Source organism: Candidatus Accumulibacter phosphatis, assembly GCF_000024165.1.
Lineage (GTDB): Bacteria > Pseudomonadota > Gammaproteobacteria > Burkholderiales > Rhodocyclaceae > Accumulibacter > Accumulibacter phosphatis.
The window spans coordinates 3,390,822-3,406,573 of sequence record NC_013194.1 but is presented as its reverse complement, the minus strand read 5'-3'; the positions used below and the strand labels follow the sequence as shown (position 1 = coordinate 3,406,573).

At 63.5% G+C, this 15,752-nt stretch carries 16 protein-coding genes; 5 read left to right on the top strand and 11 right to left on the bottom strand.

Annotation, left to right across the window (positions count from 1 at the left end; translation table 11 throughout):
* Positions 1 to 18: 18 nt before the first annotated feature.
* Positions 19 to 294 (bottom strand): hypothetical protein, encoded by a 276-nt coding sequence (locus CAP2UW1_RS14685; protein WP_015767407.1) that lies wholly within the window; start codon positions 292 to 294, stop codon positions 19 to 21.
* 104 nt (positions 295 to 398) lie between these two features.
* On the opposite strand from CAP2UW1_RS14685, the gene CAP2UW1_RS14680 reads away from it, so the two are divergent.
* Positions 399 to 1,241 carry an AAA family ATPase gene (locus CAP2UW1_RS14680; RefSeq protein WP_015767406.1) on the top strand — a complete coding sequence of 281 codons (843 nt, stop codon included), beginning with the start codon at positions 399 to 401 and terminating at the stop codon, positions 1,239 to 1,241.
* A gap of 20 nt (positions 1,242 to 1,261) precedes the next feature.
* On the top strand, positions 1,262 to 2,431 hold the full coding sequence (locus CAP2UW1_RS14675) for a vWA domain-containing protein (protein ID WP_015767405.1): 1,170 nt from the start codon (positions 1,262 to 1,264) through the stop codon (positions 2,429 to 2,431).
* A 319-nt stretch (positions 2,432 to 2,750) separates the two neighbouring features.
* Here CAP2UW1_RS14675 and CAP2UW1_RS14670 read toward each other — a convergent pair whose 3' ends face one another.
* From CAP2UW1_RS14670 to CAP2UW1_RS14625, 10 genes are all read right to left on the bottom strand, one after another.
* The gene (locus CAP2UW1_RS14670) at positions 2,751 to 3,428 is read right to left on the bottom strand and encodes a hypothetical protein (RefSeq protein WP_015767404.1); all 678 of its coding nucleotides are present in this window, start codon (positions 3,426 to 3,428) and stop codon (positions 2,751 to 2,753) included.
* A complete protein-coding gene (locus CAP2UW1_RS14665; protein ID WP_015767403.1) occupies positions 3,425 to 6,388 on the bottom strand; it encodes an N-6 DNA methylase in 2,964 nt (987 codons plus the stop codon). The genes CAP2UW1_RS14670 and CAP2UW1_RS14665 overlap by 4 nt, the downstream gene beginning before the upstream one ends.
* On the bottom strand, positions 6,385 to 6,861 hold the full coding sequence (locus CAP2UW1_RS14660; RefSeq protein ID WP_015767402.1) for a hypothetical protein: 477 nt from the start codon (positions 6,859 to 6,861) through the stop codon (positions 6,385 to 6,387). The genes CAP2UW1_RS14665 and CAP2UW1_RS14660 overlap by 4 nt, the downstream gene beginning before the upstream one ends.
* Positions 6,862 to 7,098: 237 nt before the next feature.
* A complete protein-coding gene (locus tag CAP2UW1_RS14655) occupies positions 7,099 to 8,352 on the bottom strand; it encodes an EAL and HDOD domain-containing protein (protein WP_015767401.1) in 1,254 nt (417 codons plus the stop codon).
* 43 nt (positions 8,353 to 8,395) lie between these two features.
* Positions 8,396 to 9,775: a phosphomannomutase/phosphoglucomutase gene (locus CAP2UW1_RS14650; protein ID WP_015767400.1), complete on the bottom strand. Its 1,380-nt coding sequence runs from the start codon at positions 9,773 to 9,775 to the stop codon at positions 8,396 to 8,398.
* Between the two features lies 1 nt (position 9,776).
* A complete protein-coding gene (locus CAP2UW1_RS14645; protein WP_015767399.1) occupies positions 9,777 to 10,748 on the bottom strand; it encodes a hydrolase in 972 nt (323 codons plus the stop codon).
* Complete coding sequence (locus CAP2UW1_RS14640; RefSeq protein WP_015767398.1) at positions 10,745 to 11,194, bottom strand: YybH family protein; 450 nt, start codon at positions 11,192 to 11,194, stop codon at positions 10,745 to 10,747. Before CAP2UW1_RS14640 ends, CAP2UW1_RS14645 begins: the two co-directional genes overlap by 4 nt.
* Entirely contained in the window at positions 11,191 to 12,207 is a 1,017-nt protein-coding gene (waaF, locus tag CAP2UW1_RS14635; protein ID WP_015767397.1) for a lipopolysaccharide heptosyltransferase II, read from the bottom strand. The genes CAP2UW1_RS14640 and waaF overlap by 4 nt, the downstream gene beginning before the upstream one ends.
* Positions 12,208 to 12,265: 58 nt before the next feature.
* Positions 12,266 to 12,463 (bottom strand): zinc-finger domain-containing protein, encoded by a 198-nt coding sequence (locus CAP2UW1_RS14630; RefSeq protein WP_015767396.1) that lies wholly within the window; start codon positions 12,461 to 12,463, stop codon positions 12,266 to 12,268.
* 22 nt (positions 12,464 to 12,485) lie between these two features.
* Positions 12,486 to 13,406: a branched-chain amino acid transaminase gene (locus tag CAP2UW1_RS14625; protein WP_015767395.1), complete on the bottom strand. Its 921-nt coding sequence runs from the start codon at positions 13,404 to 13,406 to the stop codon at positions 12,486 to 12,488.
* A gap of 106 nt (positions 13,407 to 13,512) precedes the next feature.
* Between CAP2UW1_RS14625 and CAP2UW1_RS14620 the strand changes: the two genes are divergently transcribed.
* From CAP2UW1_RS14620 to mnmA, 3 genes are read left to right on the top strand one after another with little or no spacing between them, the layout of a single operon-like run.
* Positions 13,513 to 13,962 carry an NUDIX hydrolase gene (locus CAP2UW1_RS14620; protein WP_015767394.1) on the top strand — a complete coding sequence of 150 codons (450 nt, stop codon included), beginning with the start codon at positions 13,513 to 13,515 and terminating at the stop codon, positions 13,960 to 13,962.
* Entirely contained in the window at positions 13,959 to 14,585 is a 627-nt protein-coding gene (locus CAP2UW1_RS14615) for a hypothetical protein (protein ID WP_015767393.1), read from the top strand. Before CAP2UW1_RS14620 ends, CAP2UW1_RS14615 begins: the two co-directional genes overlap by 4 nt.
* A gap of 13 nt (positions 14,586 to 14,598) precedes the next feature.
* On the top strand, positions 14,599 to 15,699 hold the full coding sequence (gene mnmA / locus CAP2UW1_RS14610; RefSeq protein WP_015767392.1) for a tRNA 2-thiouridine(34) synthase MnmA: 1,101 nt from the start codon (positions 14,599 to 14,601) through the stop codon (positions 15,697 to 15,699).
* Positions 15,700 to 15,752 lie beyond the last annotated feature (53 nt).

Below are 15,752 nucleotides of genomic sequence, written 5' to 3'. Positions count from 1 at the left end.
TGAGGGTTGCGGAGCCGCTCAACAGGCGGTCGTCACCCGACAGACGATGGCCCGATCGGCGAAGCAGGAGCCGACGATGAACCGCCGCTCACCCTGCACCGCGTACGGAGCAGCGACGCTGCACGCCGGGATCTCCGCGCCATCGTCGTCGTAGACCGCTTGCGGGCGTGCGCGGCTGAGTGGCGGCATGTCGGCCGCAAGGTCGGCAGCGGGCAGGAGAATCCGGGCCACGTGCGAAGGCGCGCGGTCGCTGAGTTGGAGCACGTACGGCATGCCCTTCGGGATCTCGCTCATATGAGTCCTCGGCCTGGCCAGTGCGCACCTGTCGCGCTGCTGTGGCCGAGCCGCGCAGGGAGATTTGCGGGTAGAATCGGGCGGTGTTCGAGAGGAGCAAGACCATGCGCTTTGCCGGTTCCGAGAGTTACGTCACCACCCGCGACCTGACGCTTGCCGTCAATGCGGCGATCACCCTGCAGCGGCCGCTGCTCATCAAAGGCGAGCCGGGTACCGGCAAGACCATGCTGGCCGAGGAAGTCGCTGCCGCACTCGGGCTGCCGCTGTTTCAGTGGCACATCAAGTCGACCACCAAGGCGCAGCAGGGCCTGTATGAATACGATGCCGTATCCCGCCTGCGCGACTCGCAGCTCGGCGAGGCCAAGGTCGCCGACATCGGCAGTTACATCGTCAAGGGTGTGTTGTGGCAGGCTTTCGAGTGCGACACGCCATCGGTCGTGCTGATCGACGAAATCGACAAAGCCGATATCGAATTCCCCAACGACCTCCTGCGCGAGCTCGACCGCATGGAGTTCTACGTCTACGAAACCCGCCAGAACGTGCGCGCCCGCCATCGTCCGGCGGTCTTCATCACTTCGAACAACGAGAAGGAATTGCCCGACGCCTTCCTGCGGCGCTGCTTTTTCCATTACATCAAATTCCCCGACAAGGAGACGATGAGCCGCATCGTCGACGTCCATTTCCCGGGGCTGAAGCCGGCCCTGCTGCGCGAGGCGCTCGAAGTGTTCTTCGAGCTGCGCGAGATCCCCGGCCTCAAGAAGAAGCCTTCGACCTCGGAACTGCTCGATTGGCTCAAGCTGCTGCTCGCCGAGGACATCCCGCCGGAAGCGCTGCGCAGCAAGGACCAGAAGACCGCCATTCCCCCGCTGCACGGGGCGCTGCTGAAGAACGAGCAGGACGTTCACCTCTTCGAGCGCCTGATCTTCATGGCGCGTCACAACCGCTGAGTGCTTGAGCGAGGCCGGCGATGCTGATCGACTTCTTTCTGCATCTCAAGTCGAGCCGATTGCCGGTATCGATCAAGGAGTTCCTGGCGCTGCTCGAAGCGCTGCAGCGACACGTCATCGAGCACAGCCTCGACGACTTCTACGTCCTCTCGCGCGCCATTCTGGTCAAGGACGAGACCAACTTCGACAAGTTCGATCGCGCTTTCGGCGAATACTTCAGGGGTGTCGAGGCGCTACCCGGAATGGACGTCCTGATCCCGGAAGAGTGGCTGAAGCGGGCGATGAAGAAACACCTGACCGACGCCGAGCGCGCGCAGCTCGAAAAGCTCGGCTGGGACAAACTCATGGAGACCTTCAAACAGCGACTCGCCGAACAGAAGGAACGCCATTCCGGCGGCAGCAAGTGGATCGGTACCGGCGGCAGTTCGCCATTCGGACATGGCGGTACGCATCCCGAAGGAATCCGCGTCGGCGGCAGGAGCGAAAATCGTTCGGCGGTCAAGGTCTGGGAGCAGCGCGAGTATCGCAACCTCGACGACAACGTCGAACTCGGCACGCGCAACATCAAGCTGGCCTTGCGCCGCCTGCGCCGTTTTGCCCGCCAGGGCGCGCCGGAAGAACTCGACCTCGAGGGCACCATCGCCGGCACGGCGCGCAATGCCGGCTGGCTGGATCTGCACTTGCGTCCGGAGCGTCACAACGCCGTCAAGGTCCTGCTCTTTCTCGACATCGGCGGCTCGATGGACGACCACATCCGCGTCTGCGAAGAGCTTTTCTCGGCCTGTCGCAGCGAGTTCAAGCACCTCGAACACTATTACTTCCACAACTGCGTCTACGACTACCTGTGGAAGGACAACCGTCGCCGCCACAGCGAGCGCGTGCCGACGCACGACGTGCTGCACAAGTACGGCAACGATTACAAACTGATCTTCGTCGGCGACGCGGCGATGAGTCCCTACGAACTCGTGCAGCCCAACGGCAGCATCGAGTTCAACAACGCCGAGCCCGGCGCGACCTGGCTGCGCCGCCTCACCGAGACCTGGCCGCACGCGATCTGGCTCAACCCCGAGTCGGCGCAGGCCTGGCAATACCGGCAATCGACGTCGCTGATCCACAACCTGCTGGGTGGCCGAATGTTTCCGCTGACGTTGGATGGATTGGAGCGGGGGATGCGGGTGTTGAGCAAGTAGGTGAGTGCCGGGTCGCGCTTCGCGCGACCCGGCACTCACCTACAGAATGTCCGGCGCTCAGGAGGCTGGCGGCGATGCTGCCTCTGGTCGACTCGGAGCCCGACGTCGGCTGCTGATTGTAGAGGGTTGATGGCCGCCGCGCGCGCTACGATTCCACCTGTCGGTTGCTTTACTTGGCAACGCCGCAACGTCGTCTTGTCGGGGACGCCATCGAGCAGCAGTTCGAGGACCACGCCGTCGCCGCATCCGTCATTTGGCTCGCTTGAATGTCAACACACTCCAGGAGAGTGCCCAAAGCTCTACACCGAGTTGTGGGATGTCAAGTGGCAGTGGCCTTGAGTTCGAGAAAGGCATGATGCAGGCGAACCGGCGATGGCGGGGCGCTGCGCGGATGCTGACTCACCCAACTCGATACTTTATCGCAAATGTCGGAAGGCGCCAGATGCTCCACTTTGCGAGAGGTACGAGTCAGGTACTTGTTCACACCATCCGCCGCCTCATCGTCTGTGCCGGAGAGCAGGTAGCCGACCATGAAGCCCACGGCGTGGTTACTTCCATACTTCCCCGTACGGAATCTATCCATGCCTTCCACCACGTATTCGCGACACAGATTCACGTCCGCACCGGCCATCCGCTTGCATTCGATGATCGCATGCGGGTCGTGCTCCTGGGTTTGCAGGAACAACTCGATCAGCATCAGGGGAATGTCGGTGCGCCCATCGGGGATCAGGACATCAGTGTCGGATCGGGATTCCGTGCCAGGCAGTATCACCAGGGTCTTTCCCCATGGGTGGCCCTTTGTTTTCAACTCGCCGCGCATGCCATCGCGCAAGTGCTCGGTCATCGGGACTTCCCACGCATGGGCATTGACATCAGCGAAGTCACGAACTCGGTCCCACCCCACGACCAATGTAAGAAGGATCCCTGCGATGATTTCTGGGGCCAGGTCGATGAACTCTCTTCCCAAGGGGGCAGGTGCTTCATAAGGAATTCTCAAGCATTGCCTCCTACGAAGCTTTCAGCGATCACCGTATCCGCATCCTCCAGGGCTGATACGCCCATCCAATAACGTCGTGCTGCCGGCTTGATGATCACGACTTCATTGCGCCCATGGATGCGCAATTCCCGTTCGCCGCTTAGCGCAGTGGCAAGCTTAACCTTCAGGCGCCTGCCGATGCTGGCAAGGATGTCGTTCAGTTCACCTACGGGCTTCACCACATCAATCGTCGCCTTGCCGGGTCCGTCTTCGAGAACGAAGCGCACGACTCTGAGCGCATCGCGCATCGGCAGGTCAAAAATTTCTGCGCGCATGTGGCGCTTGTTGCGCGCGGAAAGCCAGCCGCCAATAACCGACACGAAGACTTCCGCGTACGAAGTGATGTCCGTTCGAACATCGGCGGGGGCAACGGAAGTCAACCGCCCGGCCTGCCATTGCCAACTGGCACGGAACAACCCGCTCCGAACAACGACGCGATCCACCTCATCAATGTCGTAGAGGTCGAACACCGCCTCATCAAGGAGCGCCCAGCTCCTCCCCTCAATCGCAGGCGTCCGCAATCCTTTTTCGATCTGCAACAGTTGCTTGCCGGCGTCAGACTTGACAGCCTGCTTCAGGTCCGGAACAGGCATGGAAGCAACGTCACTGATGAGCAGCTTTCGCTTCCATATTCCGAACTCGGAAGAAGTCATCAGGAAGAACCAGGATGCCAGTGACGATCCCAGGATGGCCGCCAACAGATGTGCGGATTGCTTGTGTGACGTCGGCAAGGATGCAGCGAAATACGCATCCGTGAACACAAGATCCCTTTCGGCGACAGCAACCGCTACACGGGCGTTGTTGCCCATCATTTCTTTGACGACAACGAGAGGTGCCCGGTAGATTTCTCTGGTTCGAGGTCGCTGAGCCTTGGCTTGCGTGAAAAGGTCCAAGTCGTCCGGAATGTAGAAGGGGCAAATATCCGGGGCTTGAAGAACTTCCAATCCTTGGAGCGCACGTGCATCCATGGTTTGGTTCTCCGCCAAGCCATGCGTCAACCCGTCAGAGAACTTGGCTTTGAGCGTCATGAGTTGCTTACCCAATCCCGCGTGCTCAGCGCAAAGCGTATCAAGCAGCAAGAGATCGCGCCGACGACCAACCGCCGCCACTTTCAACTTGAACGGCTGCTTGTCGATCTCAGCCTGCGATAGTTTGATGATGTCGCGGGGCGATACCTCGAACGAGTGCGTTCTTGCACCGCTGGCCGTCCATGGAATCTGGACGATCGTCACCTGGTCCGACCGTTGAGGCCGATGGCGCGCAAACAGCACGACTGCTGGCATGGTGGCTGTGGCGAAAAGCCAGTTGCACAGGTTCGACAGATTGACCAGCGTGACCGGCGCAAGAAGCCGCATGACATGTTGAGCCGCCGCCATGCCTGTGCCGCTCCGGCTGAAGAATGGCATCGCACTGAGAATGACGCCGAAGCGCGTCTTCTCGTGCGAGAACTCGGCCGCACGCAAGACGAAATCGAGACCCTCGCCGCGTGGCTGCGCAGGGATCCCGACATCGCGTGTCTTACGCCGCGCCTGCGTGCCCTTCAGCCCCCTAAAGCTCCAAGGCGGGTTGCCAACGATCAAATCGAATTGCTTCAAGCCGCTCGGCGTCGTCAAAGCTTCCCGACCATCACCATCCTGCTCGACCGTACGGGCATCTCCGATGAGCAGAGTCTTGCCGATGAGTGGTCGGAATTTCAGCGAGTGCGGTGGTTGCGGATCGGGATCGAGTTCGAGTGCGGCCAGGTAGAGACTGAACGCTGCCACCCGGATGGCAGCTTCGCTGATGTCTACACCGTAGACCTGCTCATGGAGAATCTTCCGGATCAAGTCACGCGTTGGTGCTTGACCATCCGCGCGTCGATGCACCAGACGCCGCAACGCTTCAACGAGGAAGATGCCCGAGCCGCAAGTCAAATCCAGTACGGACTCCATGCCCGTCAGTCCATCCATGACTTCATCGAGAACCAGCGAAACCGCAGACAGGCGCGTGTAATGCACACCGTTCTTGCGGGCCTCGGTCGGCCGCCGAGCCACAGTCGGCGGCACGGCGTGGGCGAACTGTTCGTAGATCGAACTGATCAGTTCAACCGGAATGATGTCGAATTGATAGGGAAAGAAGGTTCGTTGGCCGCTGTCAGGGTCGACGGCCTCCAAGAAATCGGCAACACGCGTGAGGTAACTGGTCATCGGCGTGTTCTTCACGGACGATGGAGGAAACATGTCGCCGTTGAAGGTCTGGCTGAGCCAACTGAAAAGCTTCTCCGTCGCCGTGCGGTCCCGCAGAATGAGAGGTAACTCGGCATGGCCGCACAATTTCTTCAGATGTGTGGTGCTGACGATTTCCCGATCGATCAGGTACTGGGTGAAGATCACGCGTCCGATCACAGCCTGCGCGGCGCTGCGGGCGAGATTGGCCTTCACAAGATCGTGCTCCAAGGCCGCTAGATCGGATAACAGCTTTTGATCGACGCTGGTCTTACGATCAACTGCGGTCGCCTGGGCCCAGAACTGCCCTGTCTCTATTGATAGGCGCCCTGCCAGCGCATCCAGCTCAACCAGAGAAGCATCGATGTTTGCGAAGGTTCGGAGCAAATGCTTCTGGGCATCATCTTTCTGAACCGGCGTCCCGAAACCGTTGTACAGGTCAATACGTTCGGGCGAGACGACCCAGAGCAGTGGTGCGAAACCTTCGTTCCAGACCTCGCGACGCCATTTACTGACGAGTTCGTCTGCCGGTTGAGCTTCCTCGAACTTGAAATAGACTGTCAGCGCCGACGGGCTGCGCCAAAGTGCGTCGGGCACGAAGTCTCGGCCACGACGCAGGTTTCGTGCGTCCTGGCCCAAGTGTAAACGGGCCGCAGCTTTGCCATCCGGGAAGTAACCCGTGGCCTCTAGCACTTGCAGAAGAGATGCGCTGCTCATGCCCGGCTCCGCACTACTTCGGGAGGAAACGGCAGTGTCTTCTGGCTTACACTGGGCATGGCGGGCAGCATGTGTCGCTGAATCCCGATCATCAACGGTGCCAGCGGCACCATGAACGCAGGCTTCGCCGGCACTTTGCCGAGGCCATCGGCTTCCTCTTGGTGGAAGGTCACATCTGTCGCCGTGATGAATACAATTGTCCCCTCCAACGAGGCTGGGCTGCTAGCGGCCAGCAATCGAAAGAGTTCGTCAATACTCGTGCTCAACGTGGCAATGTTGACGCCGAAAGAGTGAACCAGTTCGTGCGCGACGGCCAGCCCGAGAAGTTCAGGAAAGGTGAATCGGCCCGTCTTGCCGGTCTTGGACGAGAGGTAGGGGACGGTTTTTCGCCAATGGCGCACGCTCTCAACCGACACGCCCGTGAGCATACGCGCTTGATCTTGCGTGAATTGGATGGAGACCACCTCGGACATTCTAGTTGTCTGCAACGTGAAATAGATGAAGATTGTCCGCCTTCCATCGGGTGCTGGCAACATATATCTGGAGATGCCGTATAAGTTCGCTAACTCGTGGCGAGCGGCTTGTCGCAGCTTTCTCTTTCTCTCGATTCTGCCCTTCTCGTTCGCGATATCACGGGTGTCGTCGTACGACGATGCCGGGTGATGCTCTGTGGTTGGCCATCGCGACTGGCTGCGACGCCGGGAGGCGGCTCAGTCGCTCCCGCCGTTCAACCAGCGCAGCGCGGCGCTCAGGCAGGTGTTCAGCGTGTGCCGGTCGAAATGGCCGGGTAGCGCGGACAACAACTGATCGCAGCCTGCCGCATCGTCGCCGTCGAAGCGCTCGAGCAGGGCCAGAAGCTTGCCCAGCAGGCCGTCGTGCCGGCACAGCGCGCTGCGTACTTCGCGCTCGACGGCAATCTGTTCGAGAATCTCGTCGATCGGCAGGCCGAGGGCGATCGGCATCATCGACAGGATGCCGGTGAGAAAGGCCAGATCCGCCAGCTTCTGATCGCGGGGCTGGCCGACCTCGACGAGCAGTTCCATCATGCGTCCGCGCAGGGCGGCGACCTGCAACAGGGGCGAACGCGCCGGGTCGGCCGCAGCACTGCCCGGCGCCAGCATCAGCAGCGACAGCCAGCGCTGCAACTGGCGTCGTCCGAGCAGGGTGATCGCGTGGCGCAACGACGTCACCGGTTGCGCAAAGCGGTTGCCGCGGTGGCCGACGGCGTTGACGACGCGCAGCAGGTTGAGCGTCAGCGCCGGTTCGTGCTTGAAGGCGTCCTCGATGAGGGTGGTGTCTACGTCACGTCCGACGAGGTTGATCAAGCGGATCAGGGCCGCCTGCGAGGCGGAAAGCCGCCGGCCGCTGACGATTTCGGCCTGCGCGAAGTGACGCCCCTGGAAGAGGTCGAAGCCGAGGCTTCGACAACGCTCCAGCTGTTCGCGGCTGTCGACGTGTTGCGCGAGGAGCTTGATCGGCAGGTGGCGCAGCGAGCCGGCCAGATCGCCGAGTCGGCCTTCGCCGGCGGCGTGCAGGTCGATCTTGATCACCTCGACCATCGGCAGAAGCAGCCGGCTACGGTCGTCTATCCCCCGATAGTCGGTCAGCGCGAGTGAATAGCCGCGCGCCCGCAGGTCCTGGCAGCGCCGCAAGGTGGTCTTGTCGGGGACGCCGTCGAGCAGAAGTTCGAGGACCACGCCTTCGGGCGGCAGCAGCTCGATCGCCTCCTGGTGCAGGAAGCCGGCGTCGATGCCGATGAACGCACAGGCATTGCCGAGGGCGCTGCGCATGCCGAGTTCGGAATAGGCGGCGCACAGGGGTGCGCTGGCGCCAGGCGCGTTGCCGTCGGCGGCCAGCGCATCGTTGCTTTGGAAAGACAGCTGGTAGCCGGCAAGCTCCTGCTGCCGATTCAGGATTGGCTGGCGGAAGAGGAAGGCGTTCTTCAGGAATTGCTCGGTCATCATCGCCAGCCATCCTTGCCTGTCGTCGGACGAAGGGTTCAACGCCTCAGAAAGGCAGCGCCAGACCGGGTCGCGCCGCGTTGAGGACGCGCCGGAAATCGGCCTGGATGCGTTCGAGTGCCGCGCTGTCGTCGGCCTCGAATCTTAGCACCACCACCGGCGTCGTGTTTGACGGCCGCGCCAGACCGAAGCCGTCGGCGTACTCGACGCGCAAGCCGTCGATGGTGATGATTTCGCGCGCTCCCGTGAACTGCGCGTTATGCCGCAGATCCTCGATCAGTGCAAAGGGCTCGCCTTCCTGCATGCCGATGTTCAACTCCGGTGTCGAGCTGCTGTCGGGCAGAGCCTCGAGCACGGCATTCGCATCGGCGGCGCGCGACAGGATCTCGAGCAGGCGAACGCCGGCGTAGAGGCCGTCGTCGAAGCCGTACCAGCGTTCCTTGAAGAAGACGTGGCCGCTCATTTCGCCTGCCAGCGGCGCCCCGGTTTCTCGCAGCTTGGCCTTGACCAGCGCGTGCCCGGTTTTCCACATCAGCGGCTCGCCGCCGTGCGCACGTATCCACGGTGCCAGGAGGCGCGTGCATTTGACGTCGTAGATGATCTGCTGACCGGGACAACGGGCGAGGACGTCGGCAGCGAAGAGCATCAGTTGGCGGTCCGGGTAGATGATCTGCCCGTCCTTGGTGACGACGCCGAGACGGTCGCCATCGCCGTCGAAAGCGAGTCCGAGTTCGGCGTCAGTTGCGCGCAGCGCCTGGATGACATCCTGCAGGTTTTCCGGCTTCGACGGGTCGGGATGGTGATTTGGAAAATTGCCGTCGACCTCGCAGAAAAGCTCGACGAGTTCGCAGCCGAGCGCGCGGAAGAGTTCGGGGGCGATGGCGCCGGCGACGCCGTTGCCGCAGTCGATGACGATCTTCATCGGGCGCGCCAGACGGACGTCACCGGTGATGCGTGCGAGGTAGGCGCGCCGGACATCGGCGCTGCTCGCCTGGCCGCTGCCGTGCTGCAGCTCGTCGGCGTCCACCCGCCGGCGGATCCCCTGAATCGCCTCGCCGGCGAGGGTCTCGCCGCCGATGACCATCTTCAGGCCGTTGTAATCGGGTGGGTTGTGGCTGCCGGTGACGGCGACGCAACTGGCGCAGCCCAGTTCGTGAGCGGCGAAGTAGACGACCGGCGTCGGCACGCAGCCGACGTCGATGGTATCGATCCCGGCCATGCGGATGCCTTCCATCAGTGCCGTCGCCAGTTCCGGTCCCGACAGGCGCCCGTCACGGCCGACGGCAATCGCGCGCTGGCCGCGTTCGCTCGCCAGCGAGCCGAGTCCATGGCCGATGCGTCGGACGATGTCGGCCGTCAGTGTCTTGCCGACGATGCCGCGAATGTCGTAGGCCTTGAAGATTTCCGCGGGGAGGGGAGCGTTCATGTCAGACCTCGTGCTGAAAGTAATGAAGGATGCGTTGCGGCAGCCAGGCGAGCCGCCCCGGCAGGCTGCCGGTGACGAAACCGACGTGTCCGCCTGCGCGTGGAAAGTCGATCCGCACGCTGGTCGCCACCTGTCCGGCGGCTGGCAGCGTCCCGGCCGGCAGGAAAGGGTCGTTCTGGGCGTTGAGGAGCAGCGTCGGCAGCCGGATGGCGGGCAGCCAGGGCTTGCTCGAAGCGCGCCGCCAGTAATCGTCGGCGCCCGCAAAACCGTGCAGCGGTGCCGTGACGACATCGTCGAATTCGTACAGGCTGCTCGCCGCGCGCATGCGCCGTTCGTCGAAGAGGCCGGGATGGCGGCGCAGCTTGGCGGCGGCATTGCGTTTGAGCGTCTGCAGGAAATGTCTGGTGTAGACGCGGTTGAAGCCGCGTCCGAGATGGTGGCCGCAGGCGCTCATGTCGAGCGGCGCGCTGATCGCCGCGGCAGCGCCGAGACAATCGGCGGCCTCCGCCTCGCGTTCACCGAGCCACTTGAGCAGAGCGTTGCCGCCCAGCGAGACGCCGACGGCGTAGTGCGGGCGCGCCGGAAAGAGTTGGCGCAGGCGGCGCAGGATCCAGTCGATTTCGTCGCTGTCGCCCGAGTGGTAGGCGCGCGGCAGGCGATTGATCTCGCCCGAACAGCCGCGGAAATTCACCACCACGCCAGACCAGCCGATGGCGGCGGCGGCGGCCATGAGGGTGGTCGCATAGTGGCTGCGCGAGCTGCCTTCGAGGCCGTGGAAGAGGATCAGCAGCGGCGCGCTGGCCGTCGATGGGGTGGCCGGCTCGCCAGGATGCCAGTCCAGGTCGATGAAGTCGGCGTCCGGGGTTTGCCATCGCTGGCGGCGCCAGGGCAGGGGGTCGGGCCGGATCAGCAGCGGGTAGATGGTCTGCGCGTGGCCACCGGGCAGCCAGGATGGCGCGCGGTAAGCGGTCAATGCAGGGTCCGTGGCGTTGCCCCGTCGCTGCCGCTGCTTCCCGGTGTCTCGGCGGCGTCCCTGTCGGCAGCGGTCGATGCATGGTGCGCCAGCAGGCGCCAGCCGCTCGCACCGCGCTGGAAGACGTTGGTGGCGAGCATCGGCCCATGCGGCTTGCGCTCGTCGCCGATGTAGAGCGTTTCGACAACGTTGTGTACGGCCAGCAACATGCCGCTCCAGCGGACGGCGCGCGACAGACGCACCGTCAACTGCGGGTTGTTGGTGAAGATTGCGCGCCAGCTGTCGCGGATCGCCGCGGCACCGGTCAGGCGCTGGCCGGTCGGGTGGATGCAGACGATCTCTTCGTCGTCAGCCCAGACGCTCATCAAGGCCGCCAGATCGGCGCGGGCGATGGCTTCGTAGAAGGTCGCCTCGACGTCCTCCGGGGTGGCAAAAACCGCCATCATGCCGGCAGACCCTCCAGGCAGGCGGCGAGAACCCGTTGCGGGTCCAGCTTGTTGAGGCAATCCAGATGCCCCAGCGGACACTCGCGCTTGAAGCAGGGGCTGCATTCGAGCGCCAGACTGATGACCCTCGCCTGGCGCGAGAGTGGCGGCGTGAAGCCTGGCGAGGACGAACCATAGACGGCAATCAGCGGCCGGTCGAGGGCGGCGGCGACGTGCATCAGTCCGGAGTCGTTACAGACGACAAAGGAGGCGGCAGCCAGCAGGTCGATCGCCTGGGTCAGCGAGGTCGCTCCGCAGAGGTTCAGCGGCAGCCCGGCCGAGCCGGACAGGCTGACGATCTCGTCGCCGATGGCACGGTCCTTGGGCGAGCCGAGTAGCCAGACGGCGAAGCCCCGGTCGGCCAGAGCATTGGCCAGCGTCGCGAAGTGCCGTGCCGGCCAGCGTTTGGCCGGACCATACTCGGCGCCCGGGCAGAAGACGGCGAGCTTTGCCGGCAGGTTGAGGCCCAGCGACGCCAGCGTGCCGCCGCGTTCGGCGCTGCTCGAGCTCAGGCGTGGCAGGGGCAGGGGCCGCGGCAGTGGCGCCCCGGGCGCTTCGGCGAGCTGTGCGAAGCGTTCGCACATCTGCGGCAGCAGGGCCTTGTTCAGCGTATGCCGCCGGTTTATCAGGCCGTAGCGGGTTTCGCCGATGAAGCCGATCCGTTCGGGGATGTCGGCAAAGAAAGGAATCAGTGCCGACTTGAGTGAATTGGGCAGGACGTAGGCCTGGCCGTAGCCCGCGTGGGCCAGTTGGCGAGCCAGACGGTGGCGCGCTTTCAGCGACAGCTCGCCGTGTGCGAAGGGGCTGTCGACAATGCGTGCGATCTCCGGCATGCGTTCGAGAACGGGCGCCACCCAGCGTGCTGCCAGGGCGTCGAGTTGGAGGCCGGGAATCCGCTCGTGCAGTCGCACGAACAGGGGCTGCGCCAGCACCGTGTCACCGATCCACGACGGGGCGACGATCAGGGCCTTCATCACTGAGGCTGGGGTCGACTACGCGAGCGGGCGACGCTGGCTCGGCAGCGGCAGACGGTCAGTGATGCCCCTTCGGCAACTCGCCCTTGAAGACGTAATGTGCGCTGCAGTAGGGGCAGACGACTTCGCCGCTGTGCGTGACGTCGAGAAAGACGCGTGGATGCCGTGCCCAAAGCGGTGCGTCCTTGGTCGGGCAGTGCAGCGGCAGGTCACGAGCGGTGACCTCGATGGGCTTCTGCGGGGTGTTCTGAGACATGGCGGCAACCTTGCAAACTGGACTAAACGTAGGCGAGCCAGTCGTCGTGCGCCGGCACACGGCCGTTCACGCAGTCGAAGAACAGGCTCTGGATTCGGGTCGTGATCGGGCCGCGGTGGCCGGCGCCGATCTGTCGATTGTCGAGTTCGCGGATCGGCGTCACCTCGGCAGCGGTCCCCGTGAAGAAGGCTTCGTCGGCGCAATACACTTCGTCGCGCGTGATCCGCTTCTCGATTACGGGGATGGCCAGCTCGTCGGCGAGTTGCAGCACGGAAGCGCGGGTGATTCCCTCGAGGCAGGAGGTCAGATCCGGCGTGTACAGCTTGCCGTTCCTGACGATGAAGATGTTCTCGCCGGCTCCCTCGGCGACGTAGCCGTCGACGTCGAGCAGCAGGGCCTCGTCGTAGCCGTCGTGCGCCACCTCCTGGTGGGCAAGGATCGAATTGGTGTAGGTGCCGACCGACTTCGACCGGCACATGTTGATATTCACATGATGGCGGGTGAACGACGAGGTCTTGACGCGAATACCCTTCTCCATCCCCTCGGTGCCGAGATAGGCACCCCACGGCCAGGCGGCGATGGCCACGTGCGTGCTGATCGCCGTGGCGGCGATACCCATCGCTTCCGACCCGTAGAAGACGATGGGCCGGATATAGCACGACTCGAGCTGATTGGCTCGGACGACTTCCTTCTGCGCGGCCAGCAGGGTTTCCTTGTCGTATGGCATCTTCATCTGGAAGATGTACGCCGAGTTGAACAGCCGGTCGGTATGTTCCTTGAGGCGGAAGATGGCGGTGCCCTTTTCCGCCTTGTACGCGCGCACGCCCTCGAAAACCCCCATGCCGTAGTGCAGCGTATGGGTCAGCACGTGGGTGGTTGCCTCACGCCATGGCACCAGCTTGCCGTCGTACCAGATGAATCCGTCGCGATCCGCCATGGACATGTTCTTCTCTCCCTTTGCCGGAAATCCTGAAGCGGAAATTCTAGCCGATTTCGCCCCCCGGTTGGCGGTAAAATGGCAGCTTGGCTCCCCCTGCAAGGCTCCTCCCATGGTCTGGAAACCCAATGTGACCGTTGCTTCGGTGCTCGAACGCGACGGCCGCTTCCTGCTCGTCGAGGAAGAAACCGAGTACGGTATCTGTTACAACCAGCCGGCCGGTCACCTCGAGTGCGGCGAGTCGCTGATCGCTGCAGTGATCCGCGAAACTCTCGAGGAGACCGCCTACACCCTGGATCCACAATATCTGGTCGGCATCTACAACTACCGCAACGAAGCCCGGGACCTGACTTACCTGCGCTTTGCCTTCGGTGGTGAGGCGCACGCCGTCGATCCCGACCGGCCGCTCGACAAGGGCATCATTGCTGCGCACTGGCTGACGCTCGACGAAATCCGCGCGCGGCAGGCGCAGCACCGCAGCCCCATGGTTTTGCGCTGCATCGAGGACTGGCTCGCCGGTCGGCGTTATCCGCTCGACCTGCTGACTCACTACGGCTCATGAGGTGGCTGCTGTTCCTGGTGCTGGCCTGTCTCGCGGTGGCTGCGCGCGCCGAGACGGTCAGGATCTGCTACAACTACGGCTGCCTGGCCGAGGCCGAGGCGGAGTTCGACGAGCCGCAACTGGCGCGCGTGCGGGCCTTGCTGGGCAGCGCCGCGAGCGCTGAGGACGAGCGCGAGAGACTGGCGGTGGCGATCGGCTGGCTGCTCGGCTGGGCTGGCCGGCAGACGCCGATTGCCGCCGATCGCGGCGGCAACTACGCCGACGATGGGGTGCGTGGGAGGATGGACTGCATCGATCATTCGACGACGACGACACGCCTCTTGCGGCTGCTGGAAGCACGTGGGTGGTTGCGTTTTCACCGCGTACTCGACCCCGTGCTGCGCGTGCGCTTCCTGTTCGATGCCCACTATTCGGCGCAGATCGAGGAACTGCCGGAGGTCGCCGGCGATGACGCGACGGCTGACGCCGCCGCGCGCCATGTCGTCGATAGCTGGTTCCGAGACAACGGTCAGCCGGCGGTGGTTCTCCCCTTGCCGCGCTGGCTCGCCGGTGAGGGCGATGTAGGGGGCGAGTCCACACGCGTGGTGAGCGGGCCCGGCGAGGGCGTGACTGTCGAACGTTAGCGAGGACATGGCAATGAACAAGGGAAAGACCGTGGTCGTCGGCCTGTCCGGCGGCGTCGATTCGTCGGTTGCGGCGTTGCTGCTCAAGGAACAGGGCTGGCATGTCGTCGGTCTGTTCATGAAGAACTGGGAGGACGACGACACCGACGAGTACTGCTCCTCGCGTCAGGATCTGGTCGATGTGCTGAGCGTTGCCGACAGGATCGGGATCGACGTCGAAGTCGTGAACTTCGCCAGTCAGTATCGCGAACGCGTATTTGCGCATTTCCTCGCCGAGTATGCGGCTGGCCGCACGCCGAACCCGGACGTGCTGTGCAACTCGGAGATCAAGTTCAGCGCCTTTCTGGAACATGCGTTGAAGATAGGCGCCGAACGCATCGCCACCGGTCATTACGCCGGCGTGCGCGAGTTCCAGGGCGCCTGGCAGTTGCTCAAGGCCGAGGACGGGACCAAGGACCAGAGCTATTTCCTGCATCGCCTGAACCAGCAACAACTGGCGAAGACACTGTTCCCGCTCGCCGGCCTGTACAAGCGCGAGGTTCGCAAGATGGCCGCCGCGGCCGGGCTGCATCTGGCACTCAAGAAAGACTCGACCGGCATCTGCTTCATCGGCGAGCGGCCGTTCAAGGAGTTCCTGCTCCGTTATCTGCCGCCGAAGAAGGGCGAGATTCGCGGCCTGGATGACGATCGTCTGCTCGGCGAGCACGACGGCGTTGCCTACCACACCATCGGTCAGCGCAAGGGATTGCACATCGGCGGCGTCAAGGGCGGCAAGAGCGGCGACAGTGGCGACCACGATGCCTGGTTCGTGGCCAGGAAGGACATCGCCACGAATGTCCTCTATGTCGTCCAGGGGCACGCGCATCCGGCGCTGCTCGCCGACCAACTGACCGCCGGCGACCTGTCCTGGGTGGCCGGCGAGCCGCCGCACACGCACTGGGTATATACGGCCAAGACGCGCTACCGGCAGGCCGATGCCGCGTGCGAGGTCGAGCACGTCGACGCACACTCGTGTCTGATCAGCTTCGCGGAGCCGCAATGGGCCGTGACGCCGGGGCAATCGGTGGTGGTCTACGAAAGCCGGGTTTGCCTTGGTGGTGGCGTCATCGCGTAATTGACCGCGACCGCAAGTGTCTTGTTGACACCAGCGGGGGTGCCATGGTCCGT

Bases quoted from the DNA above. Each gene is read 5' to 3' on its own strand.
- CAP2UW1_RS14660 (WP_015767402.1), bottom strand. From the start codon at position 6,861: ATGTCCGAGGTGGTCTCCATCCAATTCACGCAAGATCAAGCGCGTATG.
- waaF (WP_015767397.1), bottom strand. From the start codon at position 12,207: ATGAAGGCCCTGATCGTCGCCCCGTCGTGGATCGGTGACACGGTGCTG.
- CAP2UW1_RS14665 (WP_015767403.1), bottom strand. From the start codon at position 6,388: ATGAGCAGCGCATCTCTTCTGCAAGTGCTAGAGGCCACGGGTTACTTC.
- CAP2UW1_RS14650 (WP_015767400.1), bottom strand. From the start codon at position 9,775: ATGAACGCTCCCCTCCCCGCGGAAATCTTCAAGGCCTACGACATTCGC.
- CAP2UW1_RS14685 (WP_015767407.1), bottom strand. From the start codon at position 294: ATGAGCGAGATCCCGAAGGGCATGCCGTACGTGCTCCAACTCAGCGAC.
- CAP2UW1_RS14640 (WP_015767398.1), bottom strand. From the start codon at position 11,194: ATGATGGCGGTTTTTGCCACCCCGGAGGACGTCGAGGCGACCTTCTAC.
- mnmA (WP_015767392.1), top strand. From the start codon at position 14,599: ATGAACAAGGGAAAGACCGTGGTCGTCGGCCTGTCCGGCGGCGTCGAT.
- CAP2UW1_RS14630 (WP_015767396.1), bottom strand. From the start codon at position 12,463: ATGTCTCAGAACACCCCGCAGAAGCCCATCGAGGTCACCGCTCGTGAC.
- CAP2UW1_RS14675 (WP_015767405.1), top strand. From the start codon at position 1,262: ATGCTGATCGACTTCTTTCTGCATCTCAAGTCGAGCCGATTGCCGGTA.
- CAP2UW1_RS14655 (WP_015767401.1), bottom strand. From the start codon at position 8,352: ATGATGACCGAGCAATTCCTGAAGAACGCCTTCCTCTTCCGCCAGCCA.
- CAP2UW1_RS14615 (WP_015767393.1), top strand. From the start codon at position 13,959: ATGAGGTGGCTGCTGTTCCTGGTGCTGGCCTGTCTCGCGGTGGCTGCG.
- CAP2UW1_RS14680 (WP_015767406.1), top strand. From the start codon at position 399: ATGCGCTTTGCCGGTTCCGAGAGTTACGTCACCACCCGCGACCTGACG.
- CAP2UW1_RS14620 (WP_015767394.1), top strand. From the start codon at position 13,513: ATGGTCTGGAAACCCAATGTGACCGTTGCTTCGGTGCTCGAACGCGAC.
- CAP2UW1_RS14625 (WP_015767395.1), bottom strand. From the start codon at position 13,406: ATGTCCATGGCGGATCGCGACGGATTCATCTGGTACGACGGCAAGCTG.